Annotated in this window: 16 protein-coding genes; 7 read left to right on the forward strand and 9 right to left on the reverse strand. The window is 40.0% G+C overall.

The window, feature by feature from the left end:
* Positions 1-12 precede the first annotated feature (12 nt).
* Both devC and CYAN7822_RS18105 read left to right on the forward strand, forming a co-directional pair.
* Positions 13-1,182, forward strand: coding sequence for an ABC transporter permease DevC (gene devC / locus CYAN7822_RS18100; protein ID WP_013323705.1), 1,170 nt, complete (start codon positions 13-15; stop codon positions 1,180-1,182).
* Between the two features lie 14 nt (positions 1,183-1,196).
* Positions 1,197-1,895 carry a DevA family ABC transporter ATP-binding protein gene (locus CYAN7822_RS18105; RefSeq protein WP_013323706.1) on the forward strand — a complete coding sequence of 233 codons (699 nt, stop codon included), beginning with the start codon at positions 1,197-1,199 and terminating at the stop codon, positions 1,893-1,895.
* A 538-nt stretch (positions 1,896-2,433) separates the two neighbouring features.
* Here the strand turns inward: CYAN7822_RS18105 and CYAN7822_RS18110 are convergent.
* The 4 genes from CYAN7822_RS18110 to CYAN7822_RS18125 form a co-directional block, all read right to left on the reverse strand.
* A complete protein-coding gene (locus tag CYAN7822_RS18110) occupies positions 2,434-3,072 on the reverse strand; it encodes a histidine phosphatase family protein (protein ID WP_013323707.1) in 639 nt (212 codons plus the stop codon).
* Between the two features lie 303 nt (positions 3,073-3,375).
* Complete coding sequence (locus CYAN7822_RS18115; protein WP_013323708.1) at positions 3,376-5,262, reverse strand: M48 family metallopeptidase; 1,887 nt, start codon at positions 5,260-5,262, stop codon at positions 3,376-3,378.
* 246 nt (positions 5,263-5,508) lie between these two features.
* A complete protein-coding gene (locus CYAN7822_RS18120; RefSeq protein ID WP_013323709.1) occupies positions 5,509-5,733 on the reverse strand; it encodes a hypothetical protein in 225 nt (74 codons plus the stop codon).
* 286 nt (positions 5,734-6,019) lie between these two features.
* A complete protein-coding gene (locus tag CYAN7822_RS18125) occupies positions 6,020-6,259 on the reverse strand; it encodes a hypothetical protein (RefSeq protein ID WP_013323710.1) in 240 nt (79 codons plus the stop codon).
* 79 nt (positions 6,260-6,338) lie between these two features.
* Between CYAN7822_RS18125 and CYAN7822_RS18130 the strand changes: the two genes are divergently transcribed.
* Both CYAN7822_RS18130 and CYAN7822_RS18135 read left to right on the forward strand, forming a co-directional pair.
* A complete protein-coding gene (locus CYAN7822_RS18130; RefSeq protein ID WP_013323711.1) occupies positions 6,339-7,571 on the forward strand; it encodes a lipid-A-disaccharide synthase-related protein in 1,233 nt (410 codons plus the stop codon).
* 107 nt (positions 7,572-7,678) lie between these two features.
* On the forward strand, positions 7,679-8,092 hold the full coding sequence (locus tag CYAN7822_RS18135) for a hypothetical protein (protein ID WP_013323712.1): 414 nt from the start codon (positions 7,679-7,681) through the stop codon (positions 8,090-8,092).
* A 12-nt stretch (positions 8,093-8,104) separates the two neighbouring features.
* On the opposite strand, the gene CYAN7822_RS18140 is transcribed toward CYAN7822_RS18135, so the two are convergent.
* The 5 genes from CYAN7822_RS18140 to iscB form a co-directional block, all read right to left on the reverse strand.
* Positions 8,105-8,317 carry a hypervirulence associated TUDOR domain-containing protein gene (locus CYAN7822_RS18140; protein ID WP_013323713.1) on the reverse strand — a complete coding sequence of 71 codons (213 nt, stop codon included), beginning with the start codon at positions 8,315-8,317 and terminating at the stop codon, positions 8,105-8,107.
* A gap of 47 nt (positions 8,318-8,364) precedes the next feature.
* The gene (locus CYAN7822_RS18145) at positions 8,365-8,574 is read right to left on the reverse strand and encodes a hypothetical protein (protein ID WP_013323714.1); all 210 of its coding nucleotides are present in this window, start codon (positions 8,572-8,574) and stop codon (positions 8,365-8,367) included.
* A gap of 91 nt (positions 8,575-8,665) precedes the next feature.
* Positions 8,666-8,896, reverse strand: a complete 231-nt coding sequence (locus CYAN7822_RS18150; RefSeq protein WP_013323715.1) for a hypothetical protein — start codon at positions 8,894-8,896, stop codon at positions 8,666-8,668.
* 102 nt (positions 8,897-8,998) lie between these two features.
* Positions 8,999-10,255, reverse strand: coding sequence for a phosphopantothenoylcysteine decarboxylase domain-containing protein (locus CYAN7822_RS18155; protein WP_041933300.1), 1,257 nt, complete (start codon positions 10,253-10,255; stop codon positions 8,999-9,001).
* A gap of 189 nt (positions 10,256-10,444) precedes the next feature.
* Entirely contained in the window at positions 10,445-11,728 is a 1,284-nt protein-coding gene (gene iscB / locus CYAN7822_RS18160; protein WP_013323717.1) for an RNA-guided endonuclease IscB, read from the reverse strand.
* 358 nt (positions 11,729-12,086) lie between these two features.
* On the opposite strand from iscB, the gene CYAN7822_RS18165 reads away from it, so the two are divergent.
* From CYAN7822_RS18165 to CYAN7822_RS18175, 3 genes are all read left to right on the forward strand, one after another.
* A complete protein-coding gene (locus CYAN7822_RS18165; RefSeq protein WP_013323718.1) occupies positions 12,087-12,527 on the forward strand; it encodes an Hsp20/alpha crystallin family protein in 441 nt (146 codons plus the stop codon).
* Positions 12,528-12,788: 261 nt separating this feature from the next.
* The gene (locus tag CYAN7822_RS18170) at positions 12,789-13,397 is read left to right on the forward strand and encodes an alpha/beta fold hydrolase (RefSeq protein ID WP_013323719.1); all 609 of its coding nucleotides are present in this window, start codon (positions 12,789-12,791) and stop codon (positions 13,395-13,397) included.
* A gap of 246 nt (positions 13,398-13,643) precedes the next feature.
* Positions 13,644-14,273 (forward strand): hypothetical protein, encoded by a 630-nt coding sequence (locus CYAN7822_RS18175; RefSeq protein WP_013323720.1) that lies wholly within the window; start codon positions 13,644-13,646, stop codon positions 14,271-14,273.
* Positions 14,274-14,350 lie beyond the last annotated feature (77 nt).

The following is a 14,350-nucleotide window of genomic DNA, read 5'->3' on the forward strand; positions in this document are numbered from 1 at the left end:
TCTAAAAAACTCATGTTTAATAAGCTGCCGACAGCTTGGTTACAACTCAGACACCAAAAAATTCGGCTCGTCGTAGCCTTAGCTGGTGTGGTTTTTGCCGTTGTCATTATTTTTATGCAATTGGGGCTGCGAGATGCTCTTTTTGATAGTGCTGTGCGTTTACATAAAGGGTTGGAGGGAGATTGTTTTTTAATTAGTCCCCGCTCTACCGCTTTAGTGGCTATGCAAAGTTTTCCTGAACGTCGATTGTTGCAAACACTCGCTTTTCCCGAAGTGGATTTTGTCAGCCCTATTTACTTAGATATGGCTCAGTGGAAAAATCCTCAGACGAGAAACTATTGGCGCTTAATTTATATTATTGGCTTTGATCTCAGATACCGTATCTTTAATTTTCCTGGAGTGGCAGAAAATTTAGATAAACTCACTGAACCTGATGTAGTCTTGTTTGATCGCAATTCTCGCACAGAATTTGGTCCGATAGTTTCTATGTTTGATAAACAAGGCCAAGTGACTACAGAAATAACCGCTAGTCAGTCAAATCGACACATTAAAGTGGTCGGTTTTTTTGAGTTAGGCTCATCTTTTGGTTCCGATGGCAATTTGCTCACCAGTCACCTGAATTTTTTAAGAATTTTTCCTTATCGAGACCCGAGCGCCATTGATGTTGGTTTAATTAAACTCAAATCTGGAACCAATTTAGAACAATTTATTGGTAAACTCAAAACCTATTTGCCGACAGATGTGAAAATTCTTTCAAAAAAAGAATTTATCGACTTTGAAGTTAATTATTGGCAGAGTAGTACAGCCATTGGCTTTATTTTTAGTTTGGGTGTCGGTCTGGGGATGATCGTCGGTATGGTGGTCGTTTATCAAATTCTCTATACTAATGTCTCCGAGCATCTGTCTGAATATGCTACTCTAAAAGCGATTGGCTATCGACATAGATATTTGTTATCTATGGTTTTACAACAAGCCTTTTTTATTGCTATTCTTGGCTATATACCTGGCTTTCTGATTGCTGTTATTCAGTATCAGTTTACTAAAGGAGCCACTCTTCTGCCGGTAGCCATGACTCTCGATAAAGCAAGCCTAGTTTTGGTTTCAACCATTATTATGTGTTTTATTTCTGGAGCAACGGCTGTAAAAAAACTGAAAGCCGCCGATCCTGCCGATATTTTTTAGCAGCTTAGACCGATATGAAACCCGTAATTGCTATTCACCAGCTTAATCATTATTTTGGTCAAGGCAATTTAAAAAAACAAGTCTTGTTTAATATCAATCTAGCTATTTATCCCGGTGAGATTGTTATTATGACTGGTCCTTCAGGCTCAGGAAAAACCACTTTATTATCGTTAATAGGGGCTTTACGTTCTGTTCAAGAAGGAAGTTTGCACATTTTAGCTCAACAACTGAATGGAGCCAATGAGGATTTATTAGTGGAAGTCCGTCGTCGAATTGGGTATATTTTTCAAGCCCATAATTTGTTGCCATTTTTGACAGCTTGCCAGAACGTACAAATGTCACTAGAACTTCATGACAATTTTACTAAAAAACAAGTTCAGGCTCAATCTGAAGCCATGTTAAAAGCGGTTGGATTAGGAGAACGAATTCATTATTATCCTGAAAATCTTTCCGGAGGACAAAAGCAACGAGTGGCCATCGCCCGTGCTTTAGTGAGTCATCCTCAGTTAATTTTGGCAGATGAACCGACGGCGGCTTTAGATAGTAAAACCGGACGGGATGTGGTTAATTTGTTGAAACATCTGGCCAAAGAGCAAAAATGTACGATTTTATTGGTGACTCACGATAACCGAATTTTAGATATCGCTGACCGTATTGTTCATCTAGAAGACGGAAGATTAATTAACAATTTTTTCAATCCTCATGTAAACTGACATCAAGCTTCAGGCCTAAGCGAGCATAGATAAAATACCTAAAACTTTACCTAAGTAACAGGCAAGGGTGTATGAAGTTATGTAAAATTTTGGATATTCTGTAAAAATTGATACAGTTTTATAGCATACTGAGATTATGGGGATCAAGTTAAACCCCCTTGAAATTACCAACTAATCAATGGGAAGGTCAACGATGAAAATATAAAGACTAGGTAGCAAGCCAGAGCCTTAAAGATGCCTCATCAACAAATCTTGAACAAGCGTCAACCAGCGATGCTCCCGACGCATATCTATCGAGATTGGCAAACGAAGGCATTTTAAAAAAACTATTAAACCCAAACCAGTTAGATTGTGAAGAGGGGTAAAAAGCGGCTGGTATTCCGTCAAGGATAAGTGGCAAACCCGAAAACAAGAATTTCGTTATTTTCTTGTTTTTAGACGAAGAGGCTTGTATAAAGACCAACCCGATGGGAGGGTATGGAAGAATCACAGATAATTGAAGAGAAAAACCGAGAATGATTCTCACTCTTAGCCGTGATTAGCTTTCAGGACGAGACTGTAATTCTTCACTCATATAAGAGCGATCGCCCAGACGCACCAACAAGGGGCCGTGGACATCAAACGAAACCACGCTAAGAGTTGCTGCCGGCATGGCAATACGATCACGGTAACGTCCCAAATCGATCCCCAGTAAGTTGCATAAAACAATACGGATTGTGGTTTTATGAGAAACAACTAAAACATGACCATTAGTATACTTAGCCTCAATTTCAGAAATCACTAATAACGCACGACTGGCCACTTCTACTGCTGTTTCGCCTTCAGTGGGAGGATTCCAAGCCGGTTCAGTCATCCAATTAATATAATCATCGAGATAATGCTGTCTAACCCATTCTGGGGTTTTAGATTCCCATTGTCCGAAATTCATCTCTTTTAACCCATCTCGTAACTGCATTTCTATGCCTGTGGCTTCGCATAAAGGTTGAGCAGTGGCGATAGTTCGTTTCATCGGACTAACGTAAATCGCCGACCAAGGTACAGATTTATACTTATTAGCAAAAGCTTGAGCCATTTCTTTTCCTTCAGGAGTCAATTCAGGGTCTAATACCCCACAATAACTCCCTGTGCGGCTGTAGTTTGTTTCTCCATGTCGCAAAAAATATAAAGTTAAACTCATCTTTAAAAAATTTCAAATCTTTTAATTACACATTTTCTTTGTTTAAGTCTAGCTCTTTTATTCAGGTACAAAAAGTATGCTTTCTAACAAACCACAATTCTTTAAAATACACTTGTACTTATTTTGGTGGCGTTATAAAGATTTATTGATTTTTAGCCCAATTTTCATTATTATTACTATTTTCCTCTCCCTCACTATGTATGAGCGCTTTAATCAATTCAAAAGCCCATCAGGGGAATCCGCTCATCAATTTCAAGGGATGACTTTGAACCCTAAGATCAAATAGAGCAGAATTTTTTGCAATCAAATCGGCCTATTTTCTTGTTGTTGTTGAATTATTTGTTGAGTTTTTGGCGTAGTTTCCGGGGGCTTTTTGGATTTTTTTCCCTCTTTTTCTTCCTTTTCTTGGCGGTACTTATCTAACAATTCTCCCACTCGGTTTCTGATTTTCCAATGTCTTTCAACGCCTTCATAAGCATAACGATTTAATCGCTCTTGAACCAACATTTTTTCTACGTATTTCACCCGATCTGAAGTATCAGGGTGAGTGGATAACCAGGCAGGAGGACTTGGGTCATCTTCTTTTTCTAATACCACCATTAAGTTTCTAACACCATCAGCCGCATAACCACTAGCCGCCAGTAAGCGAGTGCCAAAAATATCGGCTTCCCGTTCCATATCCCGACTGTAATTAAGCGTAATTAAATCCCCTGCCGATGAGCCGAGATAGGGAACAAATTGCGTAGCATTTGCCAATAAATTCCCTCCAGTCATGATTTGGAAACTGTGAGATAAAACCGCGTGAGAAAGTTCATGAGCCATCAATCCCGCTAATTCGGCTTCTGAATTAGTTTTGAGAATTGCCCCTGCATTAATAAACACTTTTCCCCCTGGCAAAGCAAAAGCATTGAGATTATCATCCATGACCACATAAAACTCATAATTAAATTCATTTCTACCAGCAACAGCCGCCAGCTTTTTGCCAATTTCCCGTACATAAGAGAGAACCTCTTCATCTTCGATCAAAGTCAGTCTTTTCTGAAAATGTTTCGCGGAACTTTCGCCGATCGCTTTTTCTCCTTGGATCAATAATGTGACGGTTTCAATAGCCGATATAGGCCCGCCAATATTTCCGAAGAAAGCATAACCAATGCCGCCTAAAACAGCATTTCCAACCGCTCCCAAGGTTAATTTAGAACGCAAATCATTCTTATAGCGTTGTAAGTTCTCATTAGCTAATTGCAGAAATTCCGCAGCCAAGTAATTATCCGGATTAAATAAAGCAAAGCGGCGAGCCGTTAAAGAAGCGTCTAACCATTTTTTGGCGGCCATATCAGCTTCGACTTTTGCCTTAACTAAAGGGGCTTCATTTGGATAAAGGGTAATGGCATTTTCTAAAACTTCTTGAGCTTGTTCTTTCTGACCATATTCTTTGAGAATTTTGGCATATTCAAGATGAGCCGGAATAAATTCGGGATGCTGTTCAGTCAACAGTTTTAAAGGAGCAATAATTTTACTTTGTAGACGCTTTTCTTTTAAGGCCTCTTGATATAATCGCCAGTATACTGCTCCCCCCGGTTGAAGATATTGAGGGTCATAAATCGCTTGTGGAATCAGTTCCCGTTGATATTTTATTTCTGCCTCAAAAGGTTTTTTGGCTTCTCGATATAATTTTTCAGCCACTGTTGACTGTCCACAACGATAATAGCGATCAGCTTGAGCCAATTGTTGATAAAGTGCTATTTCTTCGGATGTTGGTTTAGGAATAAAGCTAACGGGTTTTTCTTTTTCTTGAGACTGTTTGGCTTCTTCTTCTGCACTTTGTTGAGAGTCTATTTCCTGGGAAGCGGCTGAAGAATCACTATTTTCCTTAACCGTTTGGGGGGGAGAACTTTCCTCAATTTGTGCTACAGGTTGGGGTTGGGGTAGCGTTTCATTCGGTTGCCAACATTCGTTGACGGTGGTGGTGTTATCTGCGGGTGTGGATGGCTTATTTGGCTGATGATTTTCTGGGGTTTGGGAAGAGGAAGGTGTTGATGTTGTTTCAGTTGTTTTTTGAGCTATCCATGAACGCTCCCCAAGGTTAACGCTATCAATTGGCTTTGGGGTTTGAGCTAGGACTAATAAAGGACTTAGCTCTCCTATAATAGACCATAGGATGATTAACGATGTTTTCCTTATCAGTTTCATTGACGGCGAATCTCTACAATTAACGACACTTGAAGCAACTTTTTGTTTTATTTTACTGATGGAATAGGAAAAAAGGGCACTTCAAAAAGTACCCTTACCAAAGGAAAAAGCGTATTATTCGTAGTCTACATTAATAAGCTGAAAAATTTCGCATTTTAAAAACCGTAATTTAAAGCTTGAGCGATATAGAAATTCTCCCTACGCGCAGATGTTTGTTGAGGTGCGCTTAAATTTACCCTAAAATTTTTAGTGAGTCAACTTTTGAGTTGAGCGGTTGTTGAGCCTATCCCAAAGCAAGGGAACAGCCACCAGAACCAGTTTGAGTAACCAGGGTGCCACCAGCAAAGTTAAAAGAATTAATAACACCGCAGTGCATCCTGATGCCACTTTAACAATTTCTTCTTCAGTGTTTAAGCTTAAAAAAGCTGCCAGGGAAGCAATGATTAAGGAAAGGATAGATAGCACCAGCATTTTATTCCTACTCTCCACTAAATTTCCACTGAAAAACGAATTAGGCACGCTTTTCTGATTATGACGACCTATTTACGTCTCTCGATTTTTGATTTTTAAATAGTTGGGTTTCTTGGAGATAAACCTTGACCGTATAGTTATTATTAGATCTAATATACATCTTTAATGACAACTGTCAAGTCTTAATCAGGATTTTCTGACTTTACAGCTATTTTAGCAGATATTTCCTTGACTAAAACATTTTTTTGTGGTATTCAATAAAAATTTTGGGGTGGCAGCAAGCCCATCAAAAGCGGCGAGTTCGGTCTATGGCATAGATCAGCCCTGTAATGATAGAACTAGCGATCAATATCAAAATTAGTCCGCCCGGAATAAAACTCAGAACACCAACCCCTCGTAAAATATAGACGATTACTGTCAAGAGTAAACTAGCTACAAAAAAGTAACTAAATCTAGATTGACGAGAGAAAATCGGTTTACTCATGGGAGGGGTCAGAAGTTGATCTAGGGTAGGTCCAATATACATAAAAATAGTCGGTTAAAGCAAGGCAGCGAAAAGATGACAAAATATTAAGATTAAATTATTGTCGTCTGTGTGGATGTGAATGAAACTACTTATTTTGAGTAACGGTCATGGGGAAGATGTTATTGCTGTAAGGATCATAGAACAATTACAACACTATCCCAAGATTTCCCAGATAGCCGCGTTACCCCTTGTAGGTGAAGGACACGCTTACCAAAATCGGAAAGTTTCCCTTATTGGACCTGTACAACAAATGCCTTCGGGGGGATTTATTTACATGGATAGGCGACAGTTATGGGGAGACTTAAAAGAAGGACTCCTGAAGCTGACTCAACAGCAATATCAACTCGTGCGTCAATGGGCCGCTCAAGGGGGAAAAATTTTAGCAGTGGGTGATATACTGCCCCTATTATTGGCCTGGATCAGTGGGGCTGACTATGCTTTTGTGGGAACGGCTAAATCCGAATATTACTGGCAAGATGAATATGGATGGTTGCCTCAAACCCCCTGGATCTATCGTTGGTCAGGGTCTTATTATTTTCCTTGGGAACGATTTTTAATGAGTCGTCCTCGCTGTAAAGCCGTGTTTCCTCGAGATAGTCTGACAGCAAAAATCTTGCAGCAGTGGTCTATACCTGCATTTGATTTTGGTAATCCCATGATGGATGACCTTGAAGTAGAAATCGATACAGTCTCAAAGGTTAAACCTCTCAGTAATCAATTAACCATTCTGCTGTTACCCGGCTCAAGAAATCCCGAAGCACAACGCAATTGGCAGACGATCATCGCTGCTGTAGCGGAAGTGATTAAAACATTTAGAAATCGAGAACTAATCTTTTTAGCAGCACTCGCTCCGGCTTTACCGTTTGAGCCATTTCAAGACTACTTAATTAAAGAAGGCTGGCAAATACAGCCGCCAGATATTTTTAAATTAGACCCTCAAGGATTAACTTTTACTTATGGTTCTGCTCGCTTAAGGCTCTGCCAAAATGCCTATAAACAATATTTAAATCAAGCACAAATCGCTATTGCTATGGCAGGAACGGCTACAGAACAATTTATTGGTTTAGGGAAACCTGCGATTACAATTTCTGGTCAAGGGCCTCAGTTTACCTCGACTTTTGCTGAGGCTCAAACTCGTTTATTAGGGATATCTGTTACTTTAGTGCAACAACCGGCACAGGTAGCCTGTGCTATACAATCTCTTTTACAAGACCCTGATCGATGGCAAGCGATGATTGAAAATGGACGGCGGCGGATGGGGTTACCTGGTGCGGCTAAAAGAATTGCTCAGTGTCTGATGAAAATTTTGTAACTTTATTTGTCATTGGTGGTATAACAATTAATCGGGTTAACTCTAAGAGATTAGATATAATCGTTACCACTTATTTTAAAAAGTCGCTACTTCAAGGTCACTGTAACATGGAATCATACAATAATGAACCTCAAATTAGTCAAGCCGCTTCTTACGAGTTTAATACTACCGAAGAAAAGCTCATTGGGGATTTAGCGGGCAAGATGAAATTCGTCAGCTATTTTTTTATGGCCGTAGGCGTTGTACAAGCTTTTGCGGGAATATTGCATTTAACTAGCGCCACCCTTGACCCACCCAGTATTATCATTAGCGGGCTGATCAATTTAGCCATTGGAATTTGGACTTATAAAGCCGCTTCCTCTTTCAGTTTAGTGGCAAAAACAAGAGGGCATGATCTGGAAAATTTAATGGATGCCCTAAAACAGTTAAAAAAACTCTATTCTTTGCAATATTGGTTGCTGATTGTGGCTTTGGTTATTTTTGGTCTTTTTGCTCTAATTAACTTATTTAGCCAAAATTAGAGAAAAATTCATTTAATCATTTTTTTTGAGAGATTCAGGACGATGAGCCGCCACTTGGCCGGTTTGATCACTTTCTACTAAATATTCAGGATTTTCTTGAGAAGCGGCGACGTGATGTCCTTTGATATCAGTGGGTTCGGTAAGCTTTTTTTTAACAGTGCCCTTGACTTTTCCTTGGGTGCTGTTCCATTCTACCTGATCACCTTTTTTAAATTTGTCTGTCATCAGATTTCTCTTTGAATTAAAGTAATATTGATGGGCTTAAATTGATTTTAGCCAGCATGAATATTGGCAATAGTTATTTGATCATCGACAAGGCTTTTTGGCACGCCTTCCCCCTCGCTTTCATCTTCTTTATTCTTAGGTAAATGATCATCGGGTAAAGGTTCTGAAGCCTCGGACGAAGAGTTGACATCTAATGAGGTTGGCTTTTCTGAGGCGTGGGAAAAATCTATTAAACGATCAGATTTTTCGGGTGACATTTTTCGTCAATCTCCTTTAGTTTTTATCTTTTTTTAGCTAAACAATTTTTGCTAGAGCTAACCTCAGTCCTGAGAAATAAACTGATGCTAACTAGAGCTTAATTAACCTCGAGGGAGCACCCGGATTAATCTCAGGAGAACGACTCGGAGGAGGAATAGGATTAGGATCAGGATCAGGAGGGGGATAGGGAGTCGGTAAAGGATCAGGTTGAGGGTTCGGATCGGGGATAGGAGGATTGGGTAAGGGAACCGGACTAGGACTCGGATCGGGAATAGGAGGGTTAGGAATCTCGGGAGGAGTGCCAATGGCAACAATAATCATTTTTGATGAATCCTTTTCTACTTGGGTTTTTTGATTGTCTCAACAACATTGAGCAACTCTCCTCTCTCAAAATGTAGATCCTTTAACTGATGGACTGAGCAATTAATTTAAGATTTTTTCTAAATGATCAGCGATGATCACAGCGATTTCTTTTTTCCCGATCATCTGTTGTGGGGGTTGATTTGCGGTTACTAAATAAGCCACTTGTTCCCCAACTGATTCGATTTCTTCACCTCGGTTAGCGACTACGGCGGCATAACCTTGTTTAATTCTCTCTTGGGCAATATTGATTAAGGCTTCATGAGACACTTGTTCTTGATATTTAAAGGTCACCATATACAAATCCGGAAACTTATGCTTAACTTCTTCAATAACTTTTAGAGTTGGCACTAAATTAAGACTTTTCAACTGTCCGCCACTCGGGGTTTTACCGGGCAGAATTGTTTCGGGTTTATAGTCAGCAACGGCGGCTGTAAAAATGCCGATTTTATATTTTTTTTGACTCAGTTGTTCTAAAACTAAGGCCAAATATTCATCATAAGTTTTCGCCAATTGATAGGGTAAATAAGAGGCAGGTTGATAACTTCCCTCACCGTGAATTAAATGAACATCTGCCCCTCTTAAATACAATTCTTCGGTAATGGTTGCTCCTAATTTCCCACTAAAACGGTTAGTCAGACGACGAATATTATCAATGGGTACCGGTGTAGGTCCTCCGGTTACGAGAATCGAGATATCCTTGAGAGGAGAATGGCTCACCAGTCTGCACACTTCTACGACGATATCCCGTTCATGAGGAATATTATGCTTACCATAAGCGTCTCTAGGCGGCATAATGGCTACACCCAGACTATGCAGGGTTTTTAACGATTCGCTCAGAATCGCATTGTGTAGACTGCCGTGCATGGTGGGAACTATCATAATGTTAGTTTTGCCCTGTTCCATGCGTCCCAAGGCTGAGGCTAAAGTTGAGGTAATGACTCCATCAGCGATTCCATAGCGCATTTTATTAATAGTATTGTAAGTAGCGGGAGCCACCACATAAGCGTCAAACGGACTACTATCACTGAGATGTTCGGCGGCTGAGGTTAACTTAGTCACCACTGGGTGAGTGGTACTCCATTCTAGACTGTCGATAGTGACATATCGTAAAGCCTCAGAAGAGGTAAAGGCGACGACATCAGCCCCTTCTCGCCGTAAAGCACGGGCAATAAAAGGGGTTTTGATAGCGGCTATTCCCCCTGTAATCAGTAGGGCGATGCGTTTGCCTTGTAGATGAGTTCCTTCTAAAGGTACATCATGATCCCCTAAGTCTGAGGGGGAAGGCGGACTAAAATCCCAGTGTTTACTCTGATTCATTTGATTATTTAATCGACTATACAGGGACATTTAAGCTGGTGGCATTTCCACCTGAATAGGAATAGGAGATGCTCCCCACCTGTTCTGTTGTTTGATGGGTTCGGTAATCACCTAAAAAAATACGGGAGCGCGGAAGCCTCGTTAATTTATTGCGAGGGGGAAGCGCGACTCGCTGGTTTTAACCCGCGTCTAAAATTCATAAGCATAACCATCATTTTTATGTACTACCCGACAATTTTTGTGGCTAATTCCAGTTACCCTTCCAGACTTACTTGCAATATCAAAACTTCCAGATGCACGACATAGAACTCTGCCGGCATGAATACCGATTTTTTTCCCAGAAGTTACTATTGCTTTGACAATATCTCCGGTTTGAAATCCTTTATGGATTTTTATTCGGGAACGATGACGAATAGGAAAGCCATATTTATTAGTGCCACACATTTGTCTAGTTCCATGCCCATTAGCTTTAATTAACAAAGGTCTTACTCCTTTTATTATTAATTGCTCAGGAGTTGACTGCCCCACACAAGCAGCATCTAGCCAATGTGTCTTATCAAGATTTTGGCGACACCGATTAAACTTAGTTAATCCGCCTGTACCTACTTCTACTGGTAAATTGAACTGTTTTAATTGATTAAACAATTCCCATCTAGTAGCATTTACCGCAGCCGTATCAGCTAAGGGCTTTTTAGCTTGATCTAGTATTTTTTTAGCTAAGTCTTGTTTCCCTTTTAGAAACGATAGGACATCTCTGTTACCCTTTTTTTGATTACAGGGTTGACAAGCAATCCCTAAATTAGAAACTCGATTACTACCTCCCTTACTTCGGGGTGTTAAATGCTCAATTTCTAATCTAGTATCAGTTTGGCTACAGTAGATACATTTCCGGTTAAATTTCTCTAAAAGGTACTCTCTAACCTCGTAACCCGCTAATTCCCCTTGTTGGTATTCAGTTCCCCTTATTTCAGGGTTCTCAAGAGCTTGGGTGTCGAACCTGACTAACTCGCTCGAAATAGCTGTAATAATTGCTAATCTTGTTAGTTTTCTTACCCAAGTCAAGATGTTATGAACACGGGACATTAAGCTAGGTGGTAGAGATTTATCAACTCTTTTACGGTTGTTAAAACGAGGCTGGCGATACCGAGTTTTGCGACCTCTTCTACTGCGTCTTAATTGACGACGGCTGGTTAGAGACTCTCTAATAGCAAAACCTCTATGAGTTAATTCTCCTGCCCAGATAACCTCGCCAGTTTGGTCGTTAACAAGACTCAATCCTGTAGTTTTTGCCCCTGGGTCAATTTTTACCCGAAGTGGATTAGCAGAATTGTTAACCTCTTTTTTAAGAATGATACTAAAAGGTATTCGGCGAAAGATTGCTGCCTTTCCTTGATTTAGTAACCTTCTTGCTTGCCCTGAATGGACAGGATTTAGAGGTTTTTTGTTGGGAGCCAAAACAAACACTTTTGACATAACTCTTTATGAGTCTCCTATTTCTAGGGTGATGTGAGCTTCGCCAATGTTAAATAAGCTTGTATTTGTTAACAACACTTCCTTACCCCTCGTAAAGATGTTTAATTGCTAACGACAGAGCCGAGAACTAGCAACGCATTCTAGGGTGTCGTGACTTATCTAACGTAGTCAGCTAAGACTTAGGCTGGTCAGCTACCTAAAGGAGAGGCATGATGCCCCGTCGCTTTAGCGCGGGGTGCTGACTCTCAAACTTGTTCCTCAAACCGAATGAGCTAATTTTGAGGATAGATCTATTATTAAATCATAAGCAAATATTCAAAGTTTTATTTACGATTCTTAACCCGAGGATCTCAAAGATATGCCTATCATTCGTTACTCTCCCTTCCAAGAACTTGAAACCTTACAACGTCAAATGAATCGTCTTTTTGACGACTTCTTCGTTCCCGCCAGAACCGAAAATAGCCAATTCAACTTTGTCCCTGCCGCCGAGCTTTCAGAAACAGATGAAGCCCTTTATCTAAAGCTAGAAATTCCGGGCATAAATCCTCAAGAAGTCGACATTCAAGTTACTAAAGATGTCGTATCTATTAGCGGTGAACGCCAAGAAGCAAACAAGACAGAAAATAACGGAGTAACCCGTAGTGAATTCCGTTATGGAAGATTTGAGCGAGTAATTCCTCTGCCTAAAAAGGTTCAAAATACTAATGTTACCGCCGACTATAAAGACGGAATTCTCACACTGACTCTCCCCAAAGCAGAAGAAGAACAAAACCGAGTGATCAAAGTTAATGTTAATTAATTAATGGTCAACCCCGCCCTTAAAGGGGTGGCTAAATCTAGATTTTTTCAACGTAATTTTAAACCCTGCCATTAACGGTAGGATCTTATTAAATACTCCGGTCAAGCCGGAGTTTTTTGTTTTAAAAAATTAATAAGTATTATTAAAAAAAATAATGATAATAAAAATATAAATTAATTATTAAATTAAACCCTAATTTTCTTTAATTTATGTAGTTTATGATAAACATCAAAATAACTATTAGCCTTGAGGGAAAAAATCATGGAAACAAGCATTAATTCTCAAAATATCTCAATTCGAGGGGCAAAAATACACTATTTAGAAGCAGGTACATCTACAGGAAGCCACCTATTATTTTTACATGGAGCGAGTTTTAATTCACAGACGTGGCGAGAAATCGGCACACTACAATTAATGGCAGAACAGGGATATCATGCCTTCGCTATCGACTTACCCGGATATGGCGATTCTCAAAGCCCGTCTGTTCCTCGTGAAGCATTTTTACTGTTATTGCTAGAGGAATTAGCATTACAGCAACCGGTTATCGTCTCTCCGTCCATGAGTGGGGGCTACAGTTTGCCTTTAGTGGCGAGTCATCCAGACAAATTAAGGGGGTTTGTCGCGGTTGCTCCTGTTGGAATTGGCAAATATCGAGAGCAACTCAAAGGCATAGAAACCCCCACCTTAGCCATTTGGGGTAGTAATGATCGTCTTATTCCGGTGTCGGATGCTGATTTATTAGTTCAATTAATGCCTAATACCCGAAAAGTGACCTTAAAAAATGCCGGTCATGCCTGTTATATGCGGGCAACTGATGAGTTTCATAAACATTTAATTCGGTTTTTAAAAAAATTGGATCTCAATGAATAGAGAAGATGTAATCTAGCTATACCCTACTGACTGTTCTTGATTTATCTCATCTGTCTAAAGAATTAGTTAATCAAATCCTTAGAAATAGTTTTTTTAAAAAGCTGGCATTTCTTTATACCTAAAAAATTTAAATAAAACTCGGCAATACTTAACTCTTAAGGCAGAGAAAATTTTTCAAGCTCTTTCATTATTATTTGGATAGTTATTAGATTACTTATTGAACCTCTTTCTAGGAGTTAAGCAACTATGGCATATACTAATGAGCCGATAGGTAGAGTTACTGCTGAGCGTCAAGTCCCTGTCACCGTTAAAAGTTATCATGATCGGGTACGATGGGGCCCTATTTTCGCGGGTTTTGTGGTGGCTCTAAGCACTCAACTTATTCTGAGCAGTTTAGGAACAGCGATTGGCTTAAGTGGTCTTTCCAATTCAGGATCACCTCGCTCTGATGCAGGAGATGTCGGTTCAGCCATCGGCATTTGGTCTATTATTAGTTTGTTTATTTCGCTGCTAATTGGCGGTTGGATCACTTCCCGTACTTGTGGCCCAATCAATAAAAGCACCGCTTTATTAAACGCGGCTATTTTGTGGGCTACTACCTTGACTATTGGAAGTTGGTTACTTGCCAGTGGTATTACTGGTGCTTTTGGGGTGGTAGCTTCTAATGCAGGAGAAATTATTAATCAAGGTGTTAACGTCCCCAACAACGCCCCTAATATTACGGCTCAACAAACAAGAGACATCGCCGGTAACGTGGCTAAGGTGGGTTGGTATTTCACCCTAGGCTCGTTATTAGGGTTAGCGGCGGCTTTAATTGGTGCTTCCATCGGCGCTCGAAATCCTCGTAATACTGCCAACCATACAGAAGCTTATTAGTTATTAGTTATTAGTTATTAATCATTAGTCATTAGCTTCGCTCCCCGCAACCTTTCGGTAGAGGCGGCTAAACAACG

It is taken from the genome of Gloeothece verrucosa PCC 7822 (assembly GCF_000147335.1).
GTDB lineage: Bacteria > Cyanobacteriota > Cyanobacteriia > Cyanobacteriales > Microcystaceae > Gloeothece > Gloeothece verrucosa.

What these genes read in the sequence shown, in the direction of transcription:
- CYAN7822_RS18165 (WP_013323718.1), top strand. Translation starts at nt 12,087, where the DNA reads ATGCCTATCATTCGTTACTCTCCCTTCCAAGAACTTGAAACCTTACAA.
- CYAN7822_RS18170 (WP_013323719.1), top strand. Translation starts at nt 12,789, where the DNA reads ATGGAAACAAGCATTAATTCTCAAAATATCTCAATTCGAGGGGCAAAA.
- CYAN7822_RS18105 (WP_013323706.1), top strand. Translation starts at nt 1,197, where the DNA reads ATGAAACCCGTAATTGCTATTCACCAGCTTAATCATTATTTTGGTCAA.
- devC (WP_013323705.1), top strand. Translation starts at nt 13, where the DNA reads ATGTTTAATAAGCTGCCGACAGCTTGGTTACAACTCAGACACCAAAAA.
- CYAN7822_RS18130 (WP_013323711.1), top strand. Translation starts at nt 6,339, where the DNA reads ATGAAACTACTTATTTTGAGTAACGGTCATGGGGAAGATGTTATTGCT.
- CYAN7822_RS18155 (WP_041933300.1), bottom strand. Translation starts at nt 10,255, where the DNA reads ATGAATCAGAGTAAACACTGGGATTTTAGTCCGCCTTCCCCCTCAGAC.
- CYAN7822_RS18120 (WP_013323709.1), bottom strand. Translation starts at nt 5,733, where the DNA reads ATGCTGGTGCTATCTATCCTTTCCTTAATCATTGCTTCCCTGGCAGCT.
- CYAN7822_RS18115 (WP_013323708.1), bottom strand. Translation starts at nt 5,262, where the DNA reads ATGAAACTGATAAGGAAAACATCGTTAATCATCCTATGGTCTATTATA.
- CYAN7822_RS18135 (WP_013323712.1), top strand. Translation starts at nt 7,679, where the DNA reads ATGGAATCATACAATAATGAACCTCAAATTAGTCAAGCCGCTTCTTAC.
- CYAN7822_RS18110 (WP_013323707.1), bottom strand. Translation starts at nt 3,072, where the DNA reads ATGAGTTTAACTTTATATTTTTTGCGACATGGAGAAACAAACTACAGC.
- iscB (WP_013323717.1), bottom strand. Translation starts at nt 11,728, where the DNA reads ATGTCAAAAGTGTTTGTTTTGGCTCCCAACAAAAAACCTCTAAATCCT.
- CYAN7822_RS18125 (WP_013323710.1), bottom strand. Translation starts at nt 6,259, where the DNA reads ATGTATATTGGACCTACCCTAGATCAACTTCTGACCCCTCCCATGAGT.
- CYAN7822_RS18150 (WP_013323715.1), bottom strand. Translation starts at nt 8,896, where the DNA reads ATGATTATTGTTGCCATTGGCACTCCTCCCGAGATTCCTAACCCTCCT.
- CYAN7822_RS18175 (WP_013323720.1), top strand. Translation starts at nt 13,644, where the DNA reads ATGGCATATACTAATGAGCCGATAGGTAGAGTTACTGCTGAGCGTCAA.
- CYAN7822_RS18145 (WP_013323714.1), bottom strand. Translation starts at nt 8,574, where the DNA reads ATGTCACCCGAAAAATCTGATCGTTTAATAGATTTTTCCCACGCCTCA.
- CYAN7822_RS18140 (WP_013323713.1), bottom strand. Translation starts at nt 8,317, where the DNA reads ATGACAGACAAATTTAAAAAAGGTGATCAGGTAGAATGGAACAGCACC.